This is a genomic window from Nitrosomonas europaea, from assembly GCF_900167395.1.
GTDB lineage: Bacteria > Pseudomonadota > Gammaproteobacteria > Burkholderiales > Nitrosomonadaceae > Nitrosomonas > Nitrosomonas europaea.
The window spans coordinates 66,807-85,648 of record NZ_FUWK01000005.1; the positions used below are offsets into that span (position 1 = coordinate 66,807).

Here is an 18,842-nt window from a genome sequence, read left to right on the forward strand (position 1 = left end):
CTGAGCCTCATTTTTATGCTGTCTGCATGTCAGGACAGCAAGCCTCTATTATTCGACAACAACCCTACTCCGACTCCTGCTGATTTGCCGGCACCTGCCGGGCATCAGATCTCTTTTGCAAAAGAAGTCCAGCCGATCATCGAAACCAAGTGCCTTTCCTGTCACAGCTGTTTTGATGCACCCTGTCAGCTCAAACTGGAAAGTGCCGAGAGTCTGCTGCGTGGTGCTTCTCAGGAACCGGTATACAGCAGTGCACGCACCACAGAGATGAAACCTACCCGCCTGGGCATCGACGAACTCACCGTCGCTGGCTGGCGCAAGCGGGGTTTTTATTCTGTGCTGCAATCAGACAGGGAACACGCTCAATCTCTGCTGAAAAATATGATCACTCTGGGGAAACAGTACCCGTTTCCGCCGAACAGCAAGCTGCCTGACTCGATCAAAACAGGTTTTGCACGCAAAAACCAGTGTGTCTCAGAAGAAGAATTTCCCGGCTATGCGCATGATCATCCATTTGAAGGTATGCCGTTTGGCACCAGCGGACTGACCGATCGGGAATACTCACTCCTGGCCGGATGGCTGAATCAGGGAGCAGCAGTGACAGATGAACCCGTTACGCTGACACGGGATGAGGAACAAACGATCCGGACATGGGAAACGCTGTTCAACCGGGATGACAAGCGTGGCCGGTTGGTAGCACGCTGGCTGTACGAACACCTGTTTCTGGCTTATCTGTATTTCCCGGAAGCAGGCGATGAGCCCCGTTTCTTTGAACTGCTGCGTTCATCCACCCCATCCGGCGAAGCCATCATCCCTGTTGCCACAGTCAGCCCGAATAGTGATCCGGGCGGGCCATTCTTTTACCGCCTGCGTCCGATCTCGGGCACGATCGTGCACAAACGGCGTATCAGCTATCCACTCGACCAGATGAAACTGAGGCGCATCAGTGAACTGTTTTTCAGTGAAGACTGGCCCGTGGGAGATCTGCCAGGGTATGACTATACGGAACGTTCCAATCCCTTTGTCACTTTTGCCGCCATACCGGCGCGTGCACGTTACCAGTTCATGCTGGACGAGGCAGAGTATTTTGTGCGCACTTTCATTCACGGGCCAGTCTGCCGCGGCCAGATTGCAACCGATGTCATACGCGATCATTTCTGGACATTATTTCAGTCCCCGGAGTCCGATCTCTTCATTACAGCGGACACCTATCGAAGACAAGCCATTCCTTTGCTGGGAATCCCCGGGCAGGATGATGATCTGCTCGATGCCGGCGAGAACTGGTTGCGCTATCTCAAACGCCACAATGATTATCTGGCATTGCGCCAGCAGCATTATGTCGCGCAACAACCACAGGGTGCGTCACTGGCCCATATCTGGAATGGTGATGGTCACAACGAAAATGCGCTGCTGACCATTTTCCGCCATCACAATAGTGCTTCTGTCGTAAGAGGACTGGCCGGTGCTGTTCCGCAGACCATCTGGCTGATGGATTATCCATTACTGGAGCAGACCTACTATCAGCTGGTCGTCAATTTCAATGTATTCGGCAACGTTGCACATCAAGTCCTGACCCGGCTTTACTTCGATCTGATCCGTAATGGTTCGGAACAGAATTTTGTGCGTCTGCTTCCAGCCGGGCAGCGTAAAACCATATTGAACGACTGGTACCAGGATCTGGGTAAACTGAAGTTCGGTATCGTTTACGAGGATATTGACGATCGATCTCCCTCAGCGGAGCGCTTCGTCACAGAAAACCCGAAACTGGAACTGGCATCACACATGCTTGAACGTTTCCAGTCCATCAACACCCTGTCACATGATCCATTGAATCGCTGCGAACAAGGAAACTGCAGTCGTATTGACCAGCCGCACTGGATACAGCAAGCTGATCGTGCATTATCAGGTATTGCGGCACAGCCTGCTGCCAGTCTGCCGGGAATCAGCCTGCTTCCGGAAGTGACATTCGTACGCGTCCAGCATGGACAGAATGAACGCACCGTTTATACCCTGCTGAGAGATCGCGCTCACAGTAATGTCGCCTTCATGCTGGGTGAAGAACTGCGCTATCAGCCTGAAAAAGATCGCGTTACCGTTTATCCCGGCATTACCGGCAGCTATCCCAATTTCATGTTCGATGTTCCTGCTGCACAAGTTGGGGAGTTCGTAGCGAAATTGAGTAAAGCAGGAAAAATAAAGGACTTTGAACAGATCGTGGAAACCTGGGGAATACGGCGCACGCACCCGCAATTCTGGGAAATTCTGCACGACATCACCGCCTGGCAAAAACAGCAGCAACCTTTACAGGCGGGAATCTTCGATATCAACCGGTATGAGAATTTTTAGGGAAACCGTCAATCACCCATGACCACACCCTCACGGCGCGGATCGGTTCCACCGAAATATCCACCAGGGATTCGTTGAATGGCTTGCAAGCCGCTGGTCATATCCATTTCCTGAACATTGTGCCCTTTGGCTTCGAGCGCTTTGACGGTCGCAGCAGGAAAGCCTTTTTCCTCCAGTAATGTAAAACTGTTTGCCGAACCGAAGTTGGGAAGATCGATGGCCTGCTGCATATTCAGGCCCCAATGCAAGGTTCCCCACAATATCTTTGCGATGTAGTGGATGATGAAAGCACCGCCAGGGCTGCCGCCGACCATGACAAGCTGGCCGGTGGCTTTGTCGAACACCAGAGTGGGCGACATGGATGAACGCGGACGCTTGCCCGGTTGCACACGATTGGCGACAAAGTTCCCCTGCGCATCGCGTGGCGTGAAGCTAAAATCGGTCAGTTCGTTGTTGAGCAGGAAACCCCTGACCATCTGCCGCGAGCCGAAAGCATTTTCAATGGTGGTGGTCAGCGCCACCGCATGCCCCTGAGCATCGACGATACTGATATGACTGGTACCGTATTCCGGCTGATCAGGCATAGGGGCAAGATTGATTCGCATCCCTTCCGGTTGCCCGGGTCGGGTTACCTTCATCGGCCGATCACCGATCAGTCGCGCCCGCCCGGCCAGATAGCCCGGAGATAACAGGCTCATCCAGGCGCCTGCGGGCGGTGCCACGAAGTCGGGATCACCCACATATTTCGCGCGGTCGGCAAATGCCAGGCGTGCAGCCTCGGTGTAGAAATGCAACCAGTCGGCCGTCGGCAGGCCGTCGCTACTCAAAGGCAGCGCAGCACCGGGCGTATTTTGCAGGATGCCGAATATCTGGCCAATGGCGATGGCACCAGAGCCGGGTGGCGGGAAACCACATAGCCGGTACACCTTCGGCGGTACGGCATGATCGTGACAGAGTGGCTCACGCTTGCGTGGCTGATACCTGGCCAGATCAGCCAGGGTGATCTCCCCCGGATTAGTAACATGCGAACGCACCTTATCGACGATGGACTGAGCCACCGGGCCTTCCAGCAATGCCATGGAGCCATGCATCGCAATACCTCTCAGCACCCGAGCCAGCTCAGGATTCCTGAGAACATGCCCGACCGGCCACGGCTGCCCGTTACTGTCGTAGAAGTAAGCTGCAGCCTCCGGATCTTGCCTGAGGTATCGATCCGCAGCCAGCATCGTGTTAAGACGGGCACTGACCTTGAATCCCTGCTCGGCCAGGCGGATGGCAGGCTCGAACAGAGTAGCCCAGGGCAGTTTCCCGTGCTGCTGGTGTACCTGCTCCAGCATGCGAACAACACCAGGTACGCCGACCGAGCGTCCACCCACAGCACCTTCCATGAACGACATGGGCTTGCCATCAGGCTTGAGAAACAGATCTTCATTGGCTGCAGCAGGAGCAGTCTCGCGGCCATCGTATGCCTCGACCGATTCGCCATCGAAGTACATCAGGAACGCACCACCACCAATGCCACTGGATTGCGGTTCAACCAGCGTAAGTACCATCTGCACAGCGACGGCGGCATCCAGGGCACTGCCTCCAGCCTTGAGGATCTGATAACCCGCATCAGTCGCCAGCGGATTGGCGACCGCCACGGCAAACGTAGCAGTCTGCCAGCCTGGTTTTTCGGTATAACCGGACGAACCTTCCGGTTGAACCGGAACGGTGTAGTTCAGGCGGGCGGGCTGAGTGTTACATGCAACCAGTAGTACCGTTAAGAGTAAGGTGGCCAGTTTGATGCGAAAAATCCACATAGAAATTCTCTCCTATGGAGTTAGCGCGCGATGATGATGATCATGGCCTTCATCCGCGGAACTGCTACCGGAAAATATCTGAATCTCACATGCTGATACTGGAATAATCCCAACATTTCGCGTACCAGGCGTTGGATACTTGATGGAGAGATGCCTCAGAACCCGTTCAAAATAGTCTGACGGAGAACAGAATGATATGGAAATGATCAGTCCGGAACGATTGATCTAATTCCAAGAATAGTGGGGTGGCTGATGGGACTCGAACCCACGACAACCGGAATCACAATCCGGGACTCTACCAACTGAGCTACAGCCACCATGGATCTGAAAGACTAACTTGATCTGATCAGGACAGATCTGATCAGTTTTGGCGTGCCCGACAGGAATCGAACCTGTAACCCCCAGCTTAGAAGGCTGGTGCTCTATCCGGTTGAGCTACGGGCACTGCTACTCAAACCGGGCTTTGGCCCGTATCAATGACACGAAAACTGGTCGGGGTGGAGAGATTTGAACTCCCGACATCCTGGTCCCAAACCAGGCGCGCTACCAGGCTACGCTACACCCCGGAAAAGTCGGCACTATACCGATTAACAGGCCCAGCGTCAATCAAACTCCACATCCATACAACAGTAAAATTGATTTACTCCTGACTCTCTGTCGTTAAGAAATGATTTTTTACTGAAAGAGTGATTTCAAATTGCTTATGAGGCCAAGTTCTCTAAGCCAGCTCATTGATAACGTATTCGCACTCAGATTGGCATCGCAGAATGCTGCTTTACCCTGATTGCTCCAGCATACGTACTCTACTTCTCCACCAGGTTTGCCAAAAATCTCATACACAGCCGACATAATCGGTACATGGTCTCCAAACCAGCACAAACTTGCAGGCTGCCTGCATTCCGCCAATGTTTGGCGCAATCGGGCAACCATTTGATCAGCATTACGTAAGTGACGAAGATAAATCGTCAAATCATCACAGCCTGCGGGCGGCGGTTCGGTATACAACGACTCGATGTCTGAATGAGCCACCTGCTCAAGATGTAACGGCCCGTGGTTCTCCATGGTAATGACAAAGATAAAGAGCGGGCCCGCAGCATCTCGTAAAATAGCACCCACTTTATCAGCGACAGCAGCATCACCGATATAAGGGCCAGACCGCATCGTATCGTCAAATGTACGGATATCGAGAAATTCATCAAAACCGAGGCAGGGGTATACCCGGTCACGCCGATAAAAACTCGCCGGATAAGGATGAATACAAACCGTACGATAACCCAGGCTCTTCAGAAAGGATGCCAGTGATGGGATGTTCCAGCCGGCCGCTATAGCACGATAGGGATTGAAACGATGAACACCCAGCCCATCCTCACCAATCCCGGAAAGAAAAGCGAATTCGGTACGTACCGTATTGGCTCCCCAGGCAGGTACCTTTAATCTGCCATGAAATAAAGCCTCTTTCTTAAGGCGATCAAACTCAGCCAGTACATCCGGTCGGATCCCTGGAAACAACGGCCGGGGATCGAAGAAAGATTCACTTTGGATAGCCACCAGATGAGGCAAATCATTCATCTGACGTTCTGATACAGAAAAATCAAATGGGGAAGGTATTTTCAAGGGCGTTCTTTCCTCCCGTCCATAACGCCAGAAGCTGGCCAGCAAACCCAGCGCAACGACATCCTGCCGTGGATTAAAACTTACCGGGAGTGATTCATGGTTACCCGCCAGCAGAAACAGTATCCCCAATAGAGACAAGACCAGGATTCCACCCAACTGACCGGACAATATAAATTGTTGTTCAGGAACAGATTCTCCCCATAATCCAATGGATACAGCCAGAATAAACCCGGCTGCCGCACCGAGAAACTTCCACCAGCCTAAAAACGGAATATAAAGACGCGGATGCCGGATTGCATCAGTGAAGTATTCATAATCCTGAAAAACAAAAGGTTCATGCAGCGACTTCACCTTGGCGTTATTCACCAACACCAGCATCAGCATAAAAGCTGAAACAATCGCAACAGAAAACCATGGACGACCTGAAACCAGGGTTATCAGAGAATAAGACAGAAACCATAATCCGCCATGTAATGCCCAGGCCGCCCAGGGTCTCGCAAGTACCGGACGTGGAACCATCAGGCGTTCAATGATTACCGACAGTACCAGACCCGTCAGTGAAGCAGTCAATACTGAAATAAAGCTTTCCTCAGCCACCATAGCCCAGTAAACGAACGATAAGAATGGAAACAGAAGCTGGCAGTACTGCCAGCCACCAGGCACCCCAATTCAACGGAAAGGGAAAACTGATACGCGCCTGATCTCGTTCCAGGCCACGTTTTATGACTTTTGCCGCACGATCGGGCGGCCACAGAAAAGGCTTTGAACCCGGCATATCGTCACACATGGGTGACTTGACATACCCCGGCATGATGACATTGATCTTGATCCCCTCTCTTGCCAGCCAGCCACGCAGCGCCTCACCATACGCCTTGAGGCCTGCCTTACTGGCACAATACGCCGGTGTGACGGGCAGACCGAAATAAGCAGCCAGAGAACTGACAAAAGCAATCTGTCCGCTGCCACGCATTCGCATGGATGGAAGCACAGCATGCACAATAACCATTGCAGCCTTCAGATTGACATCCAGTAAGGCCTCCACCTCATCCAGCAGCTCAGATTCACCTGCAGAACCAACATGTGTATTCATACCCGCATTGACGATCACCAGATCGAGTGGCTCCAGCACTTTCAGCCCGTCTTGCAGAGCAACGGAATCGCGCAAATCCAGACATTGCATCAGGACATGCGCCCCTTTCAAACGGCAGCGTTCCGCCACTTCAGCCAGCTTTACCGCGTTACGACCCTGCAAATGAAGTGTTACGCCATGTTGCGCATATATTTCTGCCAGTGCAGCACCAATCGCCCCTGTTGCACCGGTAATCAGGATACTTCGTCCACTTTTATCAGGTAGCCTGCTCATTTCCACGTATTCCCCGCCAGGACCAGAAAAGAACCATGCCAAAACCTACACACACAGTGAAATTCAGCGGTATCAGGAAATAATTTCCTTTCTGAACAGCCGCCAGGATCGCCAGCATCGAGTAAACAAAAGTAAACAGTTCCCCCGCCAGCAATATCATGTTGATACGCGGCATCCTCGCCCTGCGCTCGTCCATGCCTTTAGGTGTACGGTTAAACTCCCCGTGCACACCGAGAAGCGCCCGAATACCTCCCGCAAAGTAATACCAGGCCATGGGCAGGAACATGGCAATGTACAAATAGATGCCCCACAACGTACGTAGAGCACCTGGTTTTTCATCCAGCCTAGCGCCTTTACGCGCCCCGAAGGCATTATCCAGCCCCCAAACAGCTACCAATCCAAAAAAAGCCAGCAATACCCACTGCATAGTTGCATTATCGAAATCAACCAGGTAATTCAATGGCAAACTCAAGAGTACCAATACATAAATCGAAGCCAGCAGCACAGAGGAAAACATCATGGAAATCGCATGCAATCTCTTCATCAGAGGCATGCGCTGGTGCAGCATTTGCCGGACATGCTTGAATCCGCTATGAATCAGACCGCGCCCCCAGCGCTCACGCTGAACACGAAAAGCACTGACCGATTCGGGCAACAAAGACATCGAAACCACATCTCGCAGGTAAGCGTACTTCCATTCACCAAACTGTGCTCTGTAGCCAAGATCTACATCCTCGGTCACCATCGAAGTATTCCAGCCACCCAACACTTCAACACATGATTTCCGCCATACGCATGAACTGCCGCTCAATGAAGCCATATCACCCTCTTCGCTCAAACCCACGGTGACATATTGCTGATGCCCCATTTCCATGGCCTGAAAACGGGTCAGGAATGATTTGTTTTTGTTCTCATAACCAATTCCTGTTTGCAGAAACCCTAACTGAGGATCTCGGAAATAGGGAATGGTTTTCAGTAGAAAATCCGGTGGAGGAACAAAATCCGCATCGAAAATAGCAAAAAACTCTCCTGAAGCCTGGTGAATACCATGGGCCAGGTTACCGGCCTTATAGCCCTGCCGATCATTACGACAAACATGCCGGATATTGACTCCTCGTGCCGCGTATTGCTCAACCCTGGCCCGTGCAAGCCTGGAAGTATCATCCGAAGAATCATCGAGCACCAGAATCTCCAGCAGATCTGCCGGATAGCGCAATCGGCAGGCCGCATCGATCAGGCGCTCCACCACAAACGATTCATTGTGTACGGGTAGTAATACGCTCACTGATGGCTTGTAATCATCCCCAACACGGAGAGAAGGTTGCACTGCTTCAGTCAACTCAGTCAATTTACATCGCTCCACCCGGCGCGAGATAAACAAGATGCGCAGTTCCAGCAGCACATACAGTGCAAAATAGGCCACCACAACAAAAAATACGGTCTGGACAAAAAAAGAAAGCAACCCCAAAAGCATCGGGAATGATTCCTTCAGATCTTCACGACAGTACAAATTTCTTCCAGCCGGTGCACCCAGGTATGGTTCTGGCGCACATAAGCTGCGCCCGCCTCGGCACGCGCCATATCATCCGGTGACGGACCATATCGAAGACGTGAAAACAATTCCTGTGCTTCATCACTGGAGCTCACCACATGACAGTAATCACGAAAATAACGATCGACTGCCTGGCTGGGATTGGTTACGACGATTCCCCCGCAAGCCAGTATTTCCAGCAATCGCCGTGAATACATCGTTTCGGAACGGGTAATCGAATTCACATTGAGCGAAATTGCATGTGATTTATAGATCTTCGCCGTTTCCCGGTGAGGAACTCTGCCATGCAAGTGCAACCGGCTGTTTTCAGGAAAACGAAATTCAAAATGTCTTGATAAACGATCATGATTCCGATCAAAAATATTCAATGACAAATCCGTTCTCTCACAGGCATCAAACACCATGTCGAGAAACAACTTACGCTCATTCAATATTCGCTGGTAGTAACTGCCTGTAAAGCAGGCTTCATTACGCGTGAATTCAAAACCCGTAAAATTATGAAATGCCGGCTGATAAGGCATGATCAGCGGATTGACGGGCACATGTGCGGGTAATTGTTGCCGATAGCTTTCGATACACTCATTGTCCGTTGTAAAAACGTAATCGAAAGCCTTCGCCACATCGATGAAGGCATCAAAAAAGACATCATCATCCTTGTTCCAGAATATGGTGGGAATGCCGCGACTCCTGGCAAACTCAACCAGCTGGTAAATAGCCGTTGGCTTGCTCAAACGCAACCACTTCGGCTGTTTCGCCAGTTCATACCGCCAGGACCCCCTGGATCCGTGGAAAGCAGATTCGACAAATATCAGATCCGGCTTCCATTCGCCGATAACCATCCTGAAATTCCCGGGTGTCAGCGCTTTCACACGACATTCTGCAGACAAACAATCGGCGGTGAAATAATCGGTCACCATTGCGATTTTCAAGCGTCCGAATGGCCCCGGCCGTTCAACAGCATCAGGAATTTCCGGATACTTATATACCAACGAACCCAGTTTTCTAATGGCTCTGCCAATCATGGTTATATATCCTCGGGCTTATCGATATCTCACGCACATGATTTTCTCATTGCCATAAACCGGCCATGGGTCGCAAGATATCACCATTTATCAGTGAGGTACTTGGCTTCTCAGCTTGTTGACATATAGTACGGGAGCATTATTCCGGCTAATTTGAATTGGCAAGTCGTAAATACCCCTTTATTTCGAGCAATAGAAATAAACCGGGAACTCCAGATGGATGAAATGGCGCCTCTGGCCTTCCGATGACAAGCCCAATAGCAATACAAAATGGCTGTTCCATTGCAAAGAATTGCAATGTGGATACGTAACTATCTTTCAGAATCTGCTGAATTGCTTCATGCCCGTCGGCATCCACAATAACGAAGGTAATATTATCGCGAGGCTACGAATCATAGGGCTTTGCCATCTTATCCACGAAACGGTGCCAGCAACGCTTTGCCAACACATAATCCCGCGCCTGGTCACTCATCTCCCTCAGTTTTTCCTCGTTCCCCAGAGCAGCTTCAATAACATGAGCCAGATCTGCTGCATCACCCGATCTGAAGAACCATCCAGCCGGGTCATCCCCCAGCTCATCACGAAACACGGGAAGATCTGGAACAATCACCGGTTTTCCCATCGCCAGGGCTTCCACCAGTTTGATCGGCGGCACAATCTCACACACCTTGAACGGCTTGCGCGGTATGCACACCAGCGCACAACGTGCCAGCTTCTCACGCGCTGCATCGGGTGGCATTTTGCCTGAAAAGTAAATACGCTCAGACAAACCCAGGCGCTGTACCCGGGTCTCCAGTTGCGGGCGAGCTTCGCCATCACCGATGATCACCACTCTGACTGAACTTCCGGATCGGACGAGTATATCCACTGCATCGATCAACGTATCCAATCCCTCGTAACCCATCAATGAACCTGCGTAACCAATGGTATTCGACTCGATCTGCTGCGGATCGGCTATCAGAAATCGTTCCGGATCAACACAATTGGGCAGCAAAGCCATGCGGCCCGCATCGATATCCCAGTTCGTCTGAACATACTTGCCAAGCTGCTCGGAAATCACAAACAATCTGTCAGCATGGCGAGCAACCAGCCCTTCCAGCTGCAACCCCTGCTTATATGCCTGTGAATCTTCATAGCCCGGCTGACGGGATATACGGGTAAGCTCCCATAAACCACGCATTTCATACTGAAAGGGAATCCCCAGCTGCCGGGCTGCCAGCAAAGCCGGCAAGGCATTGACATGATTGGAGGCCGCGTGAATCACCGCCACACGATGTCGCACTGCTGATTCCGCTACTACCCGTGCCGCCTGCAGGGCATACTGCAGCACCGGTCTGTTGTTGGCAGGTGCTTGTGCATGGCGATAACACATATCGCCAACCGTTGTCTCCTCGCTGACCGGGTCACACAAACGATCCTTCCGGTCCCACGGATACCCTGGCCGGGTCAGCACATGCACCCGGGCGCCTGCTTTATTCAGAGCACATACCACCTCATGTGTGCGAGTCGTATAACCACTGGTGTGATACGGCAATACACTTGCCGCCACATATAACAAATTTCCCGGCTGGGGCTCATACGGTATCCGGCCGGAATGTTCGAATAATCTTCTTTCAAGGATATGAAAAGTCAGCAAACGGCTGAATGCAAGCCATGATTCCGTCAGCCATGTCTGCAAGGGTCTCTTCATTTTTTTACTGCCTTGAACTCTGCCAGCGAAAGGTCGGCCGTATGCGTCGTTTTTATCTTGCCGCATGCATACAAATCCAGAAAATCGGCCGTTGTAATGATGTCGTAGTCCCTGGCAAGCCGGCGTACAAGCTTGCGATAGTCTTCGATCCTTTTGTCATCACGGTAAACCGCATAACCATCCTTATCCCAGTAAAGCAACGACCAGGAGTGCAATAACACCACCAGAAAAGAAGGATCCGCACCCACGGTATAAGGCCGTAATACTCGCCACGGCGGACTGCCCAACCAATCTCCAACCGGAAACTGTAAACGTCCCCACCATTCCTTGCCGAATAATGGAAAAAACTTGCGTTCAGTCACAGGCACTTCTATCACGCCATTTGACCAGAGATAGGAATGGTTGGTCGGCTCACTATAAGTACATTGCCCTTTCAGGCGAGCATTCATGGAATTGTTGAAAGAAAGCGACACACCTGCCTCCTGCAACGCACGCAAAGTATCCGCATTCCAGCGAAACGATCCGGCGCGGAAAGCCCGCAGCGGTTTCCCAGTCAGATCTGAAATCAATTTGCCAAAGTATTTTATGGTGAACGTTGCCTTCTCGATTCCATACTGATTAAGAAAGCGCGGCCGATATTTGAAACCGTGCTCCTTCCAGAATTGCTCAGGCAGATACTCGGGATGGGCATGCAACTGCACATCCTGGCCATCCTGATCGAGCCAGCGCACGACATCGAGCGTTTGATCCAGACAGGCATAAGCGCCGCACATATCCACGAAAAAAACCTGTTTCACTCCACACTCATTGCCGATCGCACACATTTCCCTGATTCCCGCACACCCTCCATCATGCTCTCCCCACATCAGGCGTTTGATATGGTCCTGTACGGCACGCTTGGGCAAGGCCTCCGTATCCACCGTCAACATGGCATAGCGATTCCTGCCAATCATTTATAGTCTTCCCTTACGAGCGCTTTCCAACGAAGGTATGATCATGGCCTCACAGAAACGCCATATTTAGTCGATGAACACCAGAAATATTTTGTGATATGAAATGGAATGGATCTCGCTGCTACTAACGGGCTCCTGATGAAAAGGAATGCTCTATTCCTGAATAAAACAGGCAATTTATTACTCAACAAATCATGATGCTTCAGTAAATTCCACTCTGACCTGGCAATCCTGGTCACCAATTCCTGCCACACTATTTGTGCTGCTTCAAAAATGCTCATTACCAGGTTATTTCGTCAGAAACCAAAGTAATGATTCTCCCAGCTCCCGGCCAGGCTCCATCCATCGAAATATCAGGTTTTTTACAGGGATTTCTGTTTATCACTCCTGCCAGTTGTGTGACGCAGCACCTTGCACACCCTGATTTTCTCAAGTTTAAGTTGGCGTGATGGAATCTGATTGAATATCACAGGTAGCGTATTCGTAAATCAGTATGGAATACCAGGCAAGAAAACCAGCCAGAAATACAGCCCGGGGGCCTTGATCAGACGTTCATTGACAGGGTATGGAGGTAGCAGAAAAGCACATAGCTGATTTCCAGTACAGAAATCCAGACCTTGGCGGTGTTATGGGTGATACCGCAATCGACGGCAGGCAGTGGACAGGTTGAGTATCTGCCGGGCACAGCCGGCACATAAGCGCACAAAACGCTGAATGCTATCCAAACTCTGTATGTTATTGAGTTGTGTGTGGAATCATGCAAATTGCAATTACAATTTGCATGATTAATTAAAACTACTTCACAAGTACTGTGATTAGAATTCGCATATAGTCATCAGCAAACCCAACCTTGCTTCAAACAGGCTTATTAATTACATCAACAGTTCTTCAAGATTCCCACCTGCTTCAAGGTGCTCTTTTATCCACCCGGGCTGACGCCCGCGCCCCGACCAGGTCCGATTACCTTTTTTATACAAAGGAGGAAAAATCGTTTTTTTCTGCTTCTCACCAAAGCCTAAATCTTTCTCAGTGATGCCATATAGCTGAATCTTGACTTTGATATCCGCAATAATATCGGCTATCTCTTTCGCACGAATTTCATTTGCCTGCTTTTGCAATTTCTTGATTTCTTCCTGAATCTCAATATAGGTTAAGTTTTTCATTTTCGATAATTAAATTATTTTCTAATTTTTTCCTTGCAAGATTCTGTGACGTAATGACGAATAATGGAAGAGCATTCTGCCACAGAATACCCGGTTAGCAATGGCTTGCAGTTCTATATGTTTAACCTGTACAGGCAACTTCTTTAGTTTTGGAGCGTTTCTATCCGCCACCCTATATAAATCTTCCGCAAAAGTAATGTCATACCATTCAATCTTTGCTTTGATATCGCTGATAATAACAGACAGCTCTTCTTCGCGAACCATTCCGATCCGTTCTCAAAACTCCCCGATTTATCCCTGAATCATTACTCACTCCATCTGCAGCAATCTGTTCCAGTTCTCCTCATCCAGCAGACCGGCCGCCGCAGGCACAACAACAGCATCCCGATAACGCCACGCCAGATAATCGCGCTTTCTTTCCTGATAAGGCAACCCCTTGCCTTCGAGCTCCGGCAGGTATTCCACCATCCAACCCAGACGCGAAAACCAGGCAAAATCTGCTACATCCGTCACTAACACAGGTGCCAGATCCTGCCGGCTGGCCAGAAAGCGCTGGAAACCCAGGCAAGCATTACGTAACGAATCACGCTCCATACCGAGAGCCCAGATTAATAGAGCCCTGGCATCAGGGGCAGAAGAACTGTGCTTGAGGGTTGGCAGCCACGCTCTCCGTACCACCCGCGGTGGTACCAGGTGAATGAATACTAAAAATTGTCTTAACCGATGCTGCAGACGACTCCCAAAATCCTTCGGTGGCTTGTCTACCAGCAAACTATAACGCGCCAGAAAAAATCGATCCAACCGATTCCCCCAGACAGCAAACTCTCTTCGCAAAATACGTGTGGCCTCGACGACATCCATCATCTCTTCCTCGCAGGAAGCAAAGCAAGAATCTCCTCTGCTGCCAAAGCAGCGCCATTCATCTGTATCTCTGGCTTCTCAGCAGGGGTATCAGCCAGCATTTTCAGCAGATCTGCGACAGCCTCGCTGCGCTGTGTATCCGTCTCGCAAGGCGACACCACCGCTGGAATCAGCTCAGCCACCATCTGCGCGCGGCGTATCTGATCATCCGCCAACTTATCATTAGGCACCAGCAGCGCCGGAATACCCGACTGCACCAGCTCACAGCAACTGTTATAACCAGCCGCCCCGATGAAAACATCAAAAGCACGGAGATATCGCGCAAGAGGATACACAGAAACAGGTTTCACCCCAGACGGCAATTCAACATCACGCACAGAAATCGGCGCCCGCGCCCATATCACCTGAAAGCCTGCTGCTGTAAACAACCGGATCAGACCATGGCCGATTCCGCTGACATCCTTGAGATTGCCCGGCCCAAGTGAAAAAAGGGCAAAACGCCCCTCTTCCGGCAAATTCAGTGCTTTGCGGGCCTGCTTTTTATCCAGTAACGCTTCGGACTCCAGCAAACATACCGGCGGCACCGTTACCCGTTTACCACCACCCTCAAGCGGTAACTCAGACTTCACTGCGCCAAGCTCACCCGGTTGAATAATCAGATCAAACAGATTTTCATCCACCGGCGCGTGCATTACGTCTTCTTTAAGCAAGCCACGATTAGACCAAACCAGGGCTGATGCACCATGCGCTTTGCACGCGGCCAGAAATCCCTGGAACGGCCAGGTACCATCAAACACAATTACCTTTGGCTGTACCCGCTCCAGCATCAGCCCAAAACGGAAAGTCAGCTCACTATTCCAGTGAAACGAAGCATTAGCCGACCAGAAATGAGAAACAAAATAATCCGCCTCAAACCCCATTTCCTCAATCATTTCAATAGCAGACGCCAGAGAAAAGAAAACAGGGCGTGCCCGACCTTTCAACTGTTGCGCATACGCCAGACAACGGTTCAGATGCCCCATACCGGAGCCATTAACGTTGAAAAACAGAATACTTGGTAACTTCGGAGATTTAAAACCCTGCACTGATCTTGTCACAAATCATTACCAAACAAATCCCGCGTATAAACCTTATCTTTCACATCATCGAGCTGTGCTGAACAGCGGTTGGCCACAATCACATCGCTCATCGCCTTGAATGCGGCCAAATCCCTGATCACACGGGATTTATAAAAATCCGGCGTATCCAGAACCGGCTCGTATACCACCACCTCGATTCCCTTGGCCTTAAGCCGCTTCATCACACCCTGCACACTGGAAGCACGGAAATTATCACTACCAGCTTTCATCACCAGCCGGTAGATTCCCACTACTTTGGGATTACGCCGCACAATATCATCCGCCACAAAATCCTTGCGTGTGCGGTTAGCCTCCACAATGGCCTGCACCAGGTTTTGCGGTACCTGGGCATAATTGGCCAGCAGCTGCTTGGCATCCTTGGGCAGGCAATAACCACCATAGCCAAAGCTGGGGTTGTTGTAATGGCCACCTATCCGCGGATCCAGCCCTACGCCTTCGATAATCTGGCGTGTATCCAATCCGTGCACAGCAGCATAAGTATCCAGCTCGTTAAAAAACGCCACACGCATTGCCAGATAAGTATTGGCAAACAACTTGATCGCCTCAGCCTCGGTGCTGTCAGTCAGCAACACGGGTACATCTTTTTTGATAGCGCCTTCACGCAGCAAATCAGCAAATACCTGAGCACGATCTGAGCACTCACCCACCACAATGCGGCTGGGGTGCAGGTTATCGTACAGCGCCTTACCTTCACGCAAAAACTCGGGCGAGAAGAAGATGTTGCCGCTACCCGTTTCTTCTCGCAAACGCCGGGTAAAACCCACTGGTACGGTGGACTTGATCACCATCACCGCCCGTGGGTTGATAGCTAACACATCACGCACCACAGACTCCACTGAGCGGGTATTGAAATAATTGGTCTGCGGATCGTAATCCGTAGGTGTGGCAATGATCACCCAATCCGCCTCGGCATAAGCCTGCTGCTTATCCTGCGTAGCGGTAAAATTCAAAGACTTATGCGCCAGAAAATTCTGAACCTCTGCATCTTCAATAGGAGACTGCCTGTTATTCAACAACTCCACCTTATGTGCATCGATATCCAGCGCAGTCACTGCATGGTGCTGTGCCAACAGCATGGCATTGGAAAGACCGACATAACCAGTTCCAGCGATAGTTATTTTTTTCATTTCAGTAAGTAGTAAATTGGTGGGTAGTGCGTGGCAACTTAATCAAATACCCCAGCTTCAATAAAAGACTTCCCTTTAGGGAACCTCTGAAAAACGTCGACGAGGCAATCAGTTCAAGGCAAAAATCGGTGACGCAAGCAAAGCGTATCGAACAGCCGTAAGGCTGGCCCGTAGGGCGAGGCGCTGGCGCCGAGTAAAAAGCGGAGTTTATACATGATAAATGAGCATTTTAAGCCGATTTTTAACGCAGAAATGGCAACGCAGGTAGTTTTTCAGAGGTTCCTTAGCACCTTTGGCAGACATCAACGGTACTATTTGCAGCTGCGGCCAGGTAATATTCAGAGTGGCATCGTTCCGGCAGATACAGCGTTCATACCCGGAAGCGTGAAAGTCGGCAGCCTTATAGAGGAAGTCTGCGCTCTCGCTGCGGCTTCTCAACCATCACGCTCCCTGTTTCCCACTTCCTGCTTTACAACACCCACTCTCCCGAATAATCATTGTAGATACTTTAGATCAGGAACCTAACAATCATTCCCAAGAATTAGAGAAGATTTCGCCACTTTTTCTCATGCCAAATAAATAAAATGGGTAACCGCCTTACGGGCATGCCCGATCACAAACTGCTCGCAGGCATACCAGGTGGTTTCATCCGCAGCACAGTGGGCAAGATACCCAAAATAACCAGCAGCCCGTTTCGTTACGGCTGCACCGGAGGTTACCACACGACCAAACGACTTCGTTATGACAAGACACACGAAAATATGGGGTAAAACCAGGCAGTTATGTTTACGAATCTCTGGAATACCAGCAATCGGGCTTTCTATGAAGGTGAGCAATAGCAACAATGAGGATTTCGTTTTTATCTTCCTGATATTGGTAAATCACTCCATAAGGAAATTTATATACCAGGCATCTGCGGGAGGAATATTTGCCTATTTTTGGTATGAAGATGGATACTGCACCATCCGACCTATAGCACGTACAACTTCGGCCTGAAATCGTAATCCGAGATTCTCTTGTTCAGAATTGTAGTATTCAACCGCACTGCCTCGCGCTTGAATTCCGCGCTGAAGCACTGGCGCATCCTCTCCGGATTGACCTTGTTTGTTCCCTTACTTCCCATCGGACACCTCCTTCATCATTGTCTCCTGTTGAAGTGTCCGTCCATCCCAGGTTAGCTTAGTCTGTCCCTTATTATTCATAGTGAAATCGGCAAGCAATAATCACTAACTCAACATCAGTAACACGATAAACCAAACGATTAGTTTCATCGATACGTCTTGACCAATAACCCGACAATTCACCCCGCAGTGGTTCTGGTTTGCCAATACCAACAAATGGATCACGAGAAGCGGCAGTAATCAGAGAATTCAATCGCCTGAGCGTTTTTTTATCCTGGTCTTGCCAGTAAAGGTAAGCCTCCCACGCATCAGGAACAAAACGAATGGCACGCACGATTAATCGGCAGAAAGCAATGGGTGGTCTTGTGCTTGTCCTGCCTTATCCTGAGCAATTGCCTTGGCTAAGGCTGCGGCATTTGCTGGATTACTGGTTAAGTGCAATGTTTCCATGATGCTGTTATAGCTATCCAGCGACATCACCACAGCATCACCTTCTGCATCGCGACGACTAATAACAATTACATCAGCATCCTGAATGACATCATCCAAAATAGACTTTAACGCATTACGCGCATGCGAATAAGTAACAACCTTCATGGCAACCTCATTTGCACAATAAATTGTACAAGTATAAAAAAGATACACACAAAATACAAGTCGCTGGAAAACGGGAACAGGTCACGGTTCTCATAGAACATTCGGCAAGATCAAACGCAAGCGGCACGGCATAACTGCTCTCGTCAGAATAAAGCTTTAGGTGTAGTAGTTCAGATTTGATCTGACAGCAGGTCTTGCCAAGAGGTGGGATTACCCGGTTTGATAGAGGTGCGAATCTTTATCAACCAAACGCGAAAGCGTAAAGGAGTAATCCCATGAGCAGTGTTCATCATAAAATCATTAAACACAAGATTGGCTTGCTTAATCTGGCAGCTGAGCTTGGCAATGTATCCCGTGCCTGTAAGGTGATGGGTTTTTCTCGCGATACTTTCTATCGCTATCAGGCAGCTGTGGAAACAGGAGGTGTTGAAGCTCTGATAGATGCAAACCGACGTAAGCCCAATATCAAGAACCGTGTAGAAGAAGCGACGG

The 18,842-nt window shown here is 50.1% G+C and carries 17 protein-coding genes and 3 tRNA genes; 3 read left to right on the forward strand and 17 right to left on the reverse strand.

Annotation, left to right across the window (positions count from 1 at the left end; translation table 11 throughout):
- Positions 1-15: 15 nt before the first annotated feature.
- A complete protein-coding gene (locus B5D58_RS03365; RefSeq protein ID WP_011111908.1) occupies positions 16-2,346 on the forward strand; it encodes a fatty acid cis/trans isomerase in 2,331 nt (776 codons plus the stop codon).
- Positions 2,347-2,354: 8 nt separating this feature from the next.
- Here B5D58_RS03365 and B5D58_RS03370 read toward each other — a convergent pair whose 3' ends face one another.
- From B5D58_RS03370 to B5D58_RS03440, 15 genes are all read right to left on the reverse strand, one after another.
- The gene (locus B5D58_RS03370; protein ID WP_011111909.1) at positions 2,355-4,148 is read right to left on the reverse strand and encodes a gamma-glutamyltransferase family protein; all 1,794 of its coding nucleotides are present in this window, start codon (positions 4,146-4,148) and stop codon (positions 2,355-2,357) included.
- 241 nt (positions 4,149-4,389) lie between these two features.
- Positions 4,390-4,465, reverse strand: a tRNA-His gene (locus tag B5D58_RS03375).
- Positions 4,466-4,516: 51 nt separating this feature from the next.
- Positions 4,517-4,593, reverse strand: a tRNA-Arg gene (locus B5D58_RS03380).
- A gap of 44 nt (positions 4,594-4,637) precedes the next feature.
- Positions 4,638-4,714: transfer RNA gene (locus tag B5D58_RS03385), tRNA-Pro, on the reverse strand.
- Positions 4,715-4,823: 109 nt separating this feature from the next.
- Entirely contained in the window at positions 4,824-6,362 is a 1,539-nt protein-coding gene (locus B5D58_RS03390) for an LTA synthase family protein (RefSeq protein WP_011111910.1), read from the reverse strand.
- Positions 6,352-7,125: an SDR family NAD(P)-dependent oxidoreductase gene (locus tag B5D58_RS03395; protein WP_011111911.1), complete on the reverse strand. Its 774-nt coding sequence runs from the start codon at positions 7,123-7,125 to the stop codon at positions 6,352-6,354. Before B5D58_RS03395 ends, B5D58_RS03390 begins: the two co-directional genes overlap by 11 nt.
- On the reverse strand, positions 7,109-8,599 hold the full coding sequence (locus B5D58_RS03400) for a cellulose synthase family protein (protein ID WP_041357168.1): 1,491 nt from the start codon (positions 8,597-8,599) through the stop codon (positions 7,109-7,111). Before B5D58_RS03400 ends, B5D58_RS03395 begins: the two co-directional genes overlap by 17 nt.
- A 14-nt stretch (positions 8,600-8,613) precedes the next feature.
- Positions 8,614-9,699, reverse strand: a complete 1,086-nt coding sequence (locus B5D58_RS03405; RefSeq protein ID WP_011111913.1) for a CgeB family protein — start codon at positions 9,697-9,699, stop codon at positions 8,614-8,616.
- 385 nt (positions 9,700-10,084) lie between these two features.
- Entirely contained in the window at positions 10,085-11,389 is a 1,305-nt protein-coding gene (locus B5D58_RS03410; protein ID WP_011111914.1) for a glycosyltransferase family 4 protein, read from the reverse strand.
- Positions 11,386-12,342 (reverse strand): polysaccharide deacetylase family protein, encoded by a 957-nt coding sequence (locus B5D58_RS03415; RefSeq protein WP_011111915.1) that lies wholly within the window; start codon positions 12,340-12,342, stop codon positions 11,386-11,388. Before B5D58_RS03415 ends, B5D58_RS03410 begins: the two co-directional genes overlap by 4 nt.
- An 872-nt stretch (positions 12,343-13,214) precedes the next feature.
- Positions 13,215-13,505: an H-NS histone family protein gene (locus tag B5D58_RS03420; RefSeq protein WP_011111917.1), complete on the reverse strand. Its 291-nt coding sequence runs from the start codon at positions 13,503-13,505 to the stop codon at positions 13,215-13,217.
- Positions 13,506-13,526: 21 nt separating this feature from the next.
- Positions 13,527-13,769 (reverse strand): hypothetical protein, encoded by a 243-nt coding sequence (locus tag B5D58_RS03425; RefSeq protein WP_011111918.1) that lies wholly within the window; start codon positions 13,767-13,769, stop codon positions 13,527-13,529.
- 45 nt (positions 13,770-13,814) lie between these two features.
- Complete coding sequence (locus tag B5D58_RS03430) at positions 13,815-14,366, reverse strand: hypothetical protein (protein WP_041356742.1); 552 nt, start codon at positions 14,364-14,366, stop codon at positions 13,815-13,817.
- On the reverse strand, positions 14,366-15,451 hold the full coding sequence (locus B5D58_RS03435) for a glycosyltransferase (RefSeq protein WP_234988983.1): 1,086 nt from the start codon (positions 15,449-15,451) through the stop codon (positions 14,366-14,368). Before B5D58_RS03435 ends, B5D58_RS03430 begins: the two co-directional genes overlap by 1 nt.
- A gap of 8 nt (positions 15,452-15,459) precedes the next feature.
- Positions 15,460-16,632 carry a nucleotide sugar dehydrogenase gene (locus tag B5D58_RS03440; protein WP_011111921.1) on the reverse strand — a complete coding sequence of 391 codons (1,173 nt, stop codon included), beginning with the start codon at positions 16,630-16,632 and terminating at the stop codon, positions 15,460-15,462.
- Positions 16,633-17,216: 584 nt separating this feature from the next.
- Here B5D58_RS03440 and B5D58_RS13525 point away from each other — a divergent pair.
- Positions 17,217-17,402 carry a hypothetical protein gene (locus B5D58_RS13525; protein ID WP_143023678.1) on the forward strand — a complete coding sequence of 62 codons (186 nt, stop codon included), beginning with the start codon at positions 17,217-17,219 and terminating at the stop codon, positions 17,400-17,402.
- A gap of 424 nt (positions 17,403-17,826) precedes the next feature.
- On the opposite strand, the gene B5D58_RS03455 is transcribed toward B5D58_RS13525, so the two are convergent.
- Together B5D58_RS03455 and B5D58_RS03460 are read right to left on the reverse strand one after the other, a co-directional pair.
- A complete protein-coding gene (locus tag B5D58_RS03455) occupies positions 17,827-18,087 on the reverse strand; it encodes a Txe/YoeB family addiction module toxin (protein ID WP_011111923.1) in 261 nt (86 codons plus the stop codon).
- A 2-nt stretch (positions 18,088-18,089) separates the two neighbouring features.
- Positions 18,090-18,350: a type II toxin-antitoxin system Phd/YefM family antitoxin gene (locus tag B5D58_RS03460; RefSeq protein ID WP_041356746.1), complete on the reverse strand. Its 261-nt coding sequence runs from the start codon at positions 18,348-18,350 to the stop codon at positions 18,090-18,092.
- A gap of 275 nt (positions 18,351-18,625) precedes the next feature.
- Between B5D58_RS03460 and B5D58_RS03465 the strand changes: the two genes are divergently transcribed.
- Positions 18,626-18,842: helix-turn-helix domain-containing protein (locus tag B5D58_RS03465; RefSeq protein ID WP_143779544.1), on the forward strand; the 217-nt coding region annotated here is incomplete at its 3' end.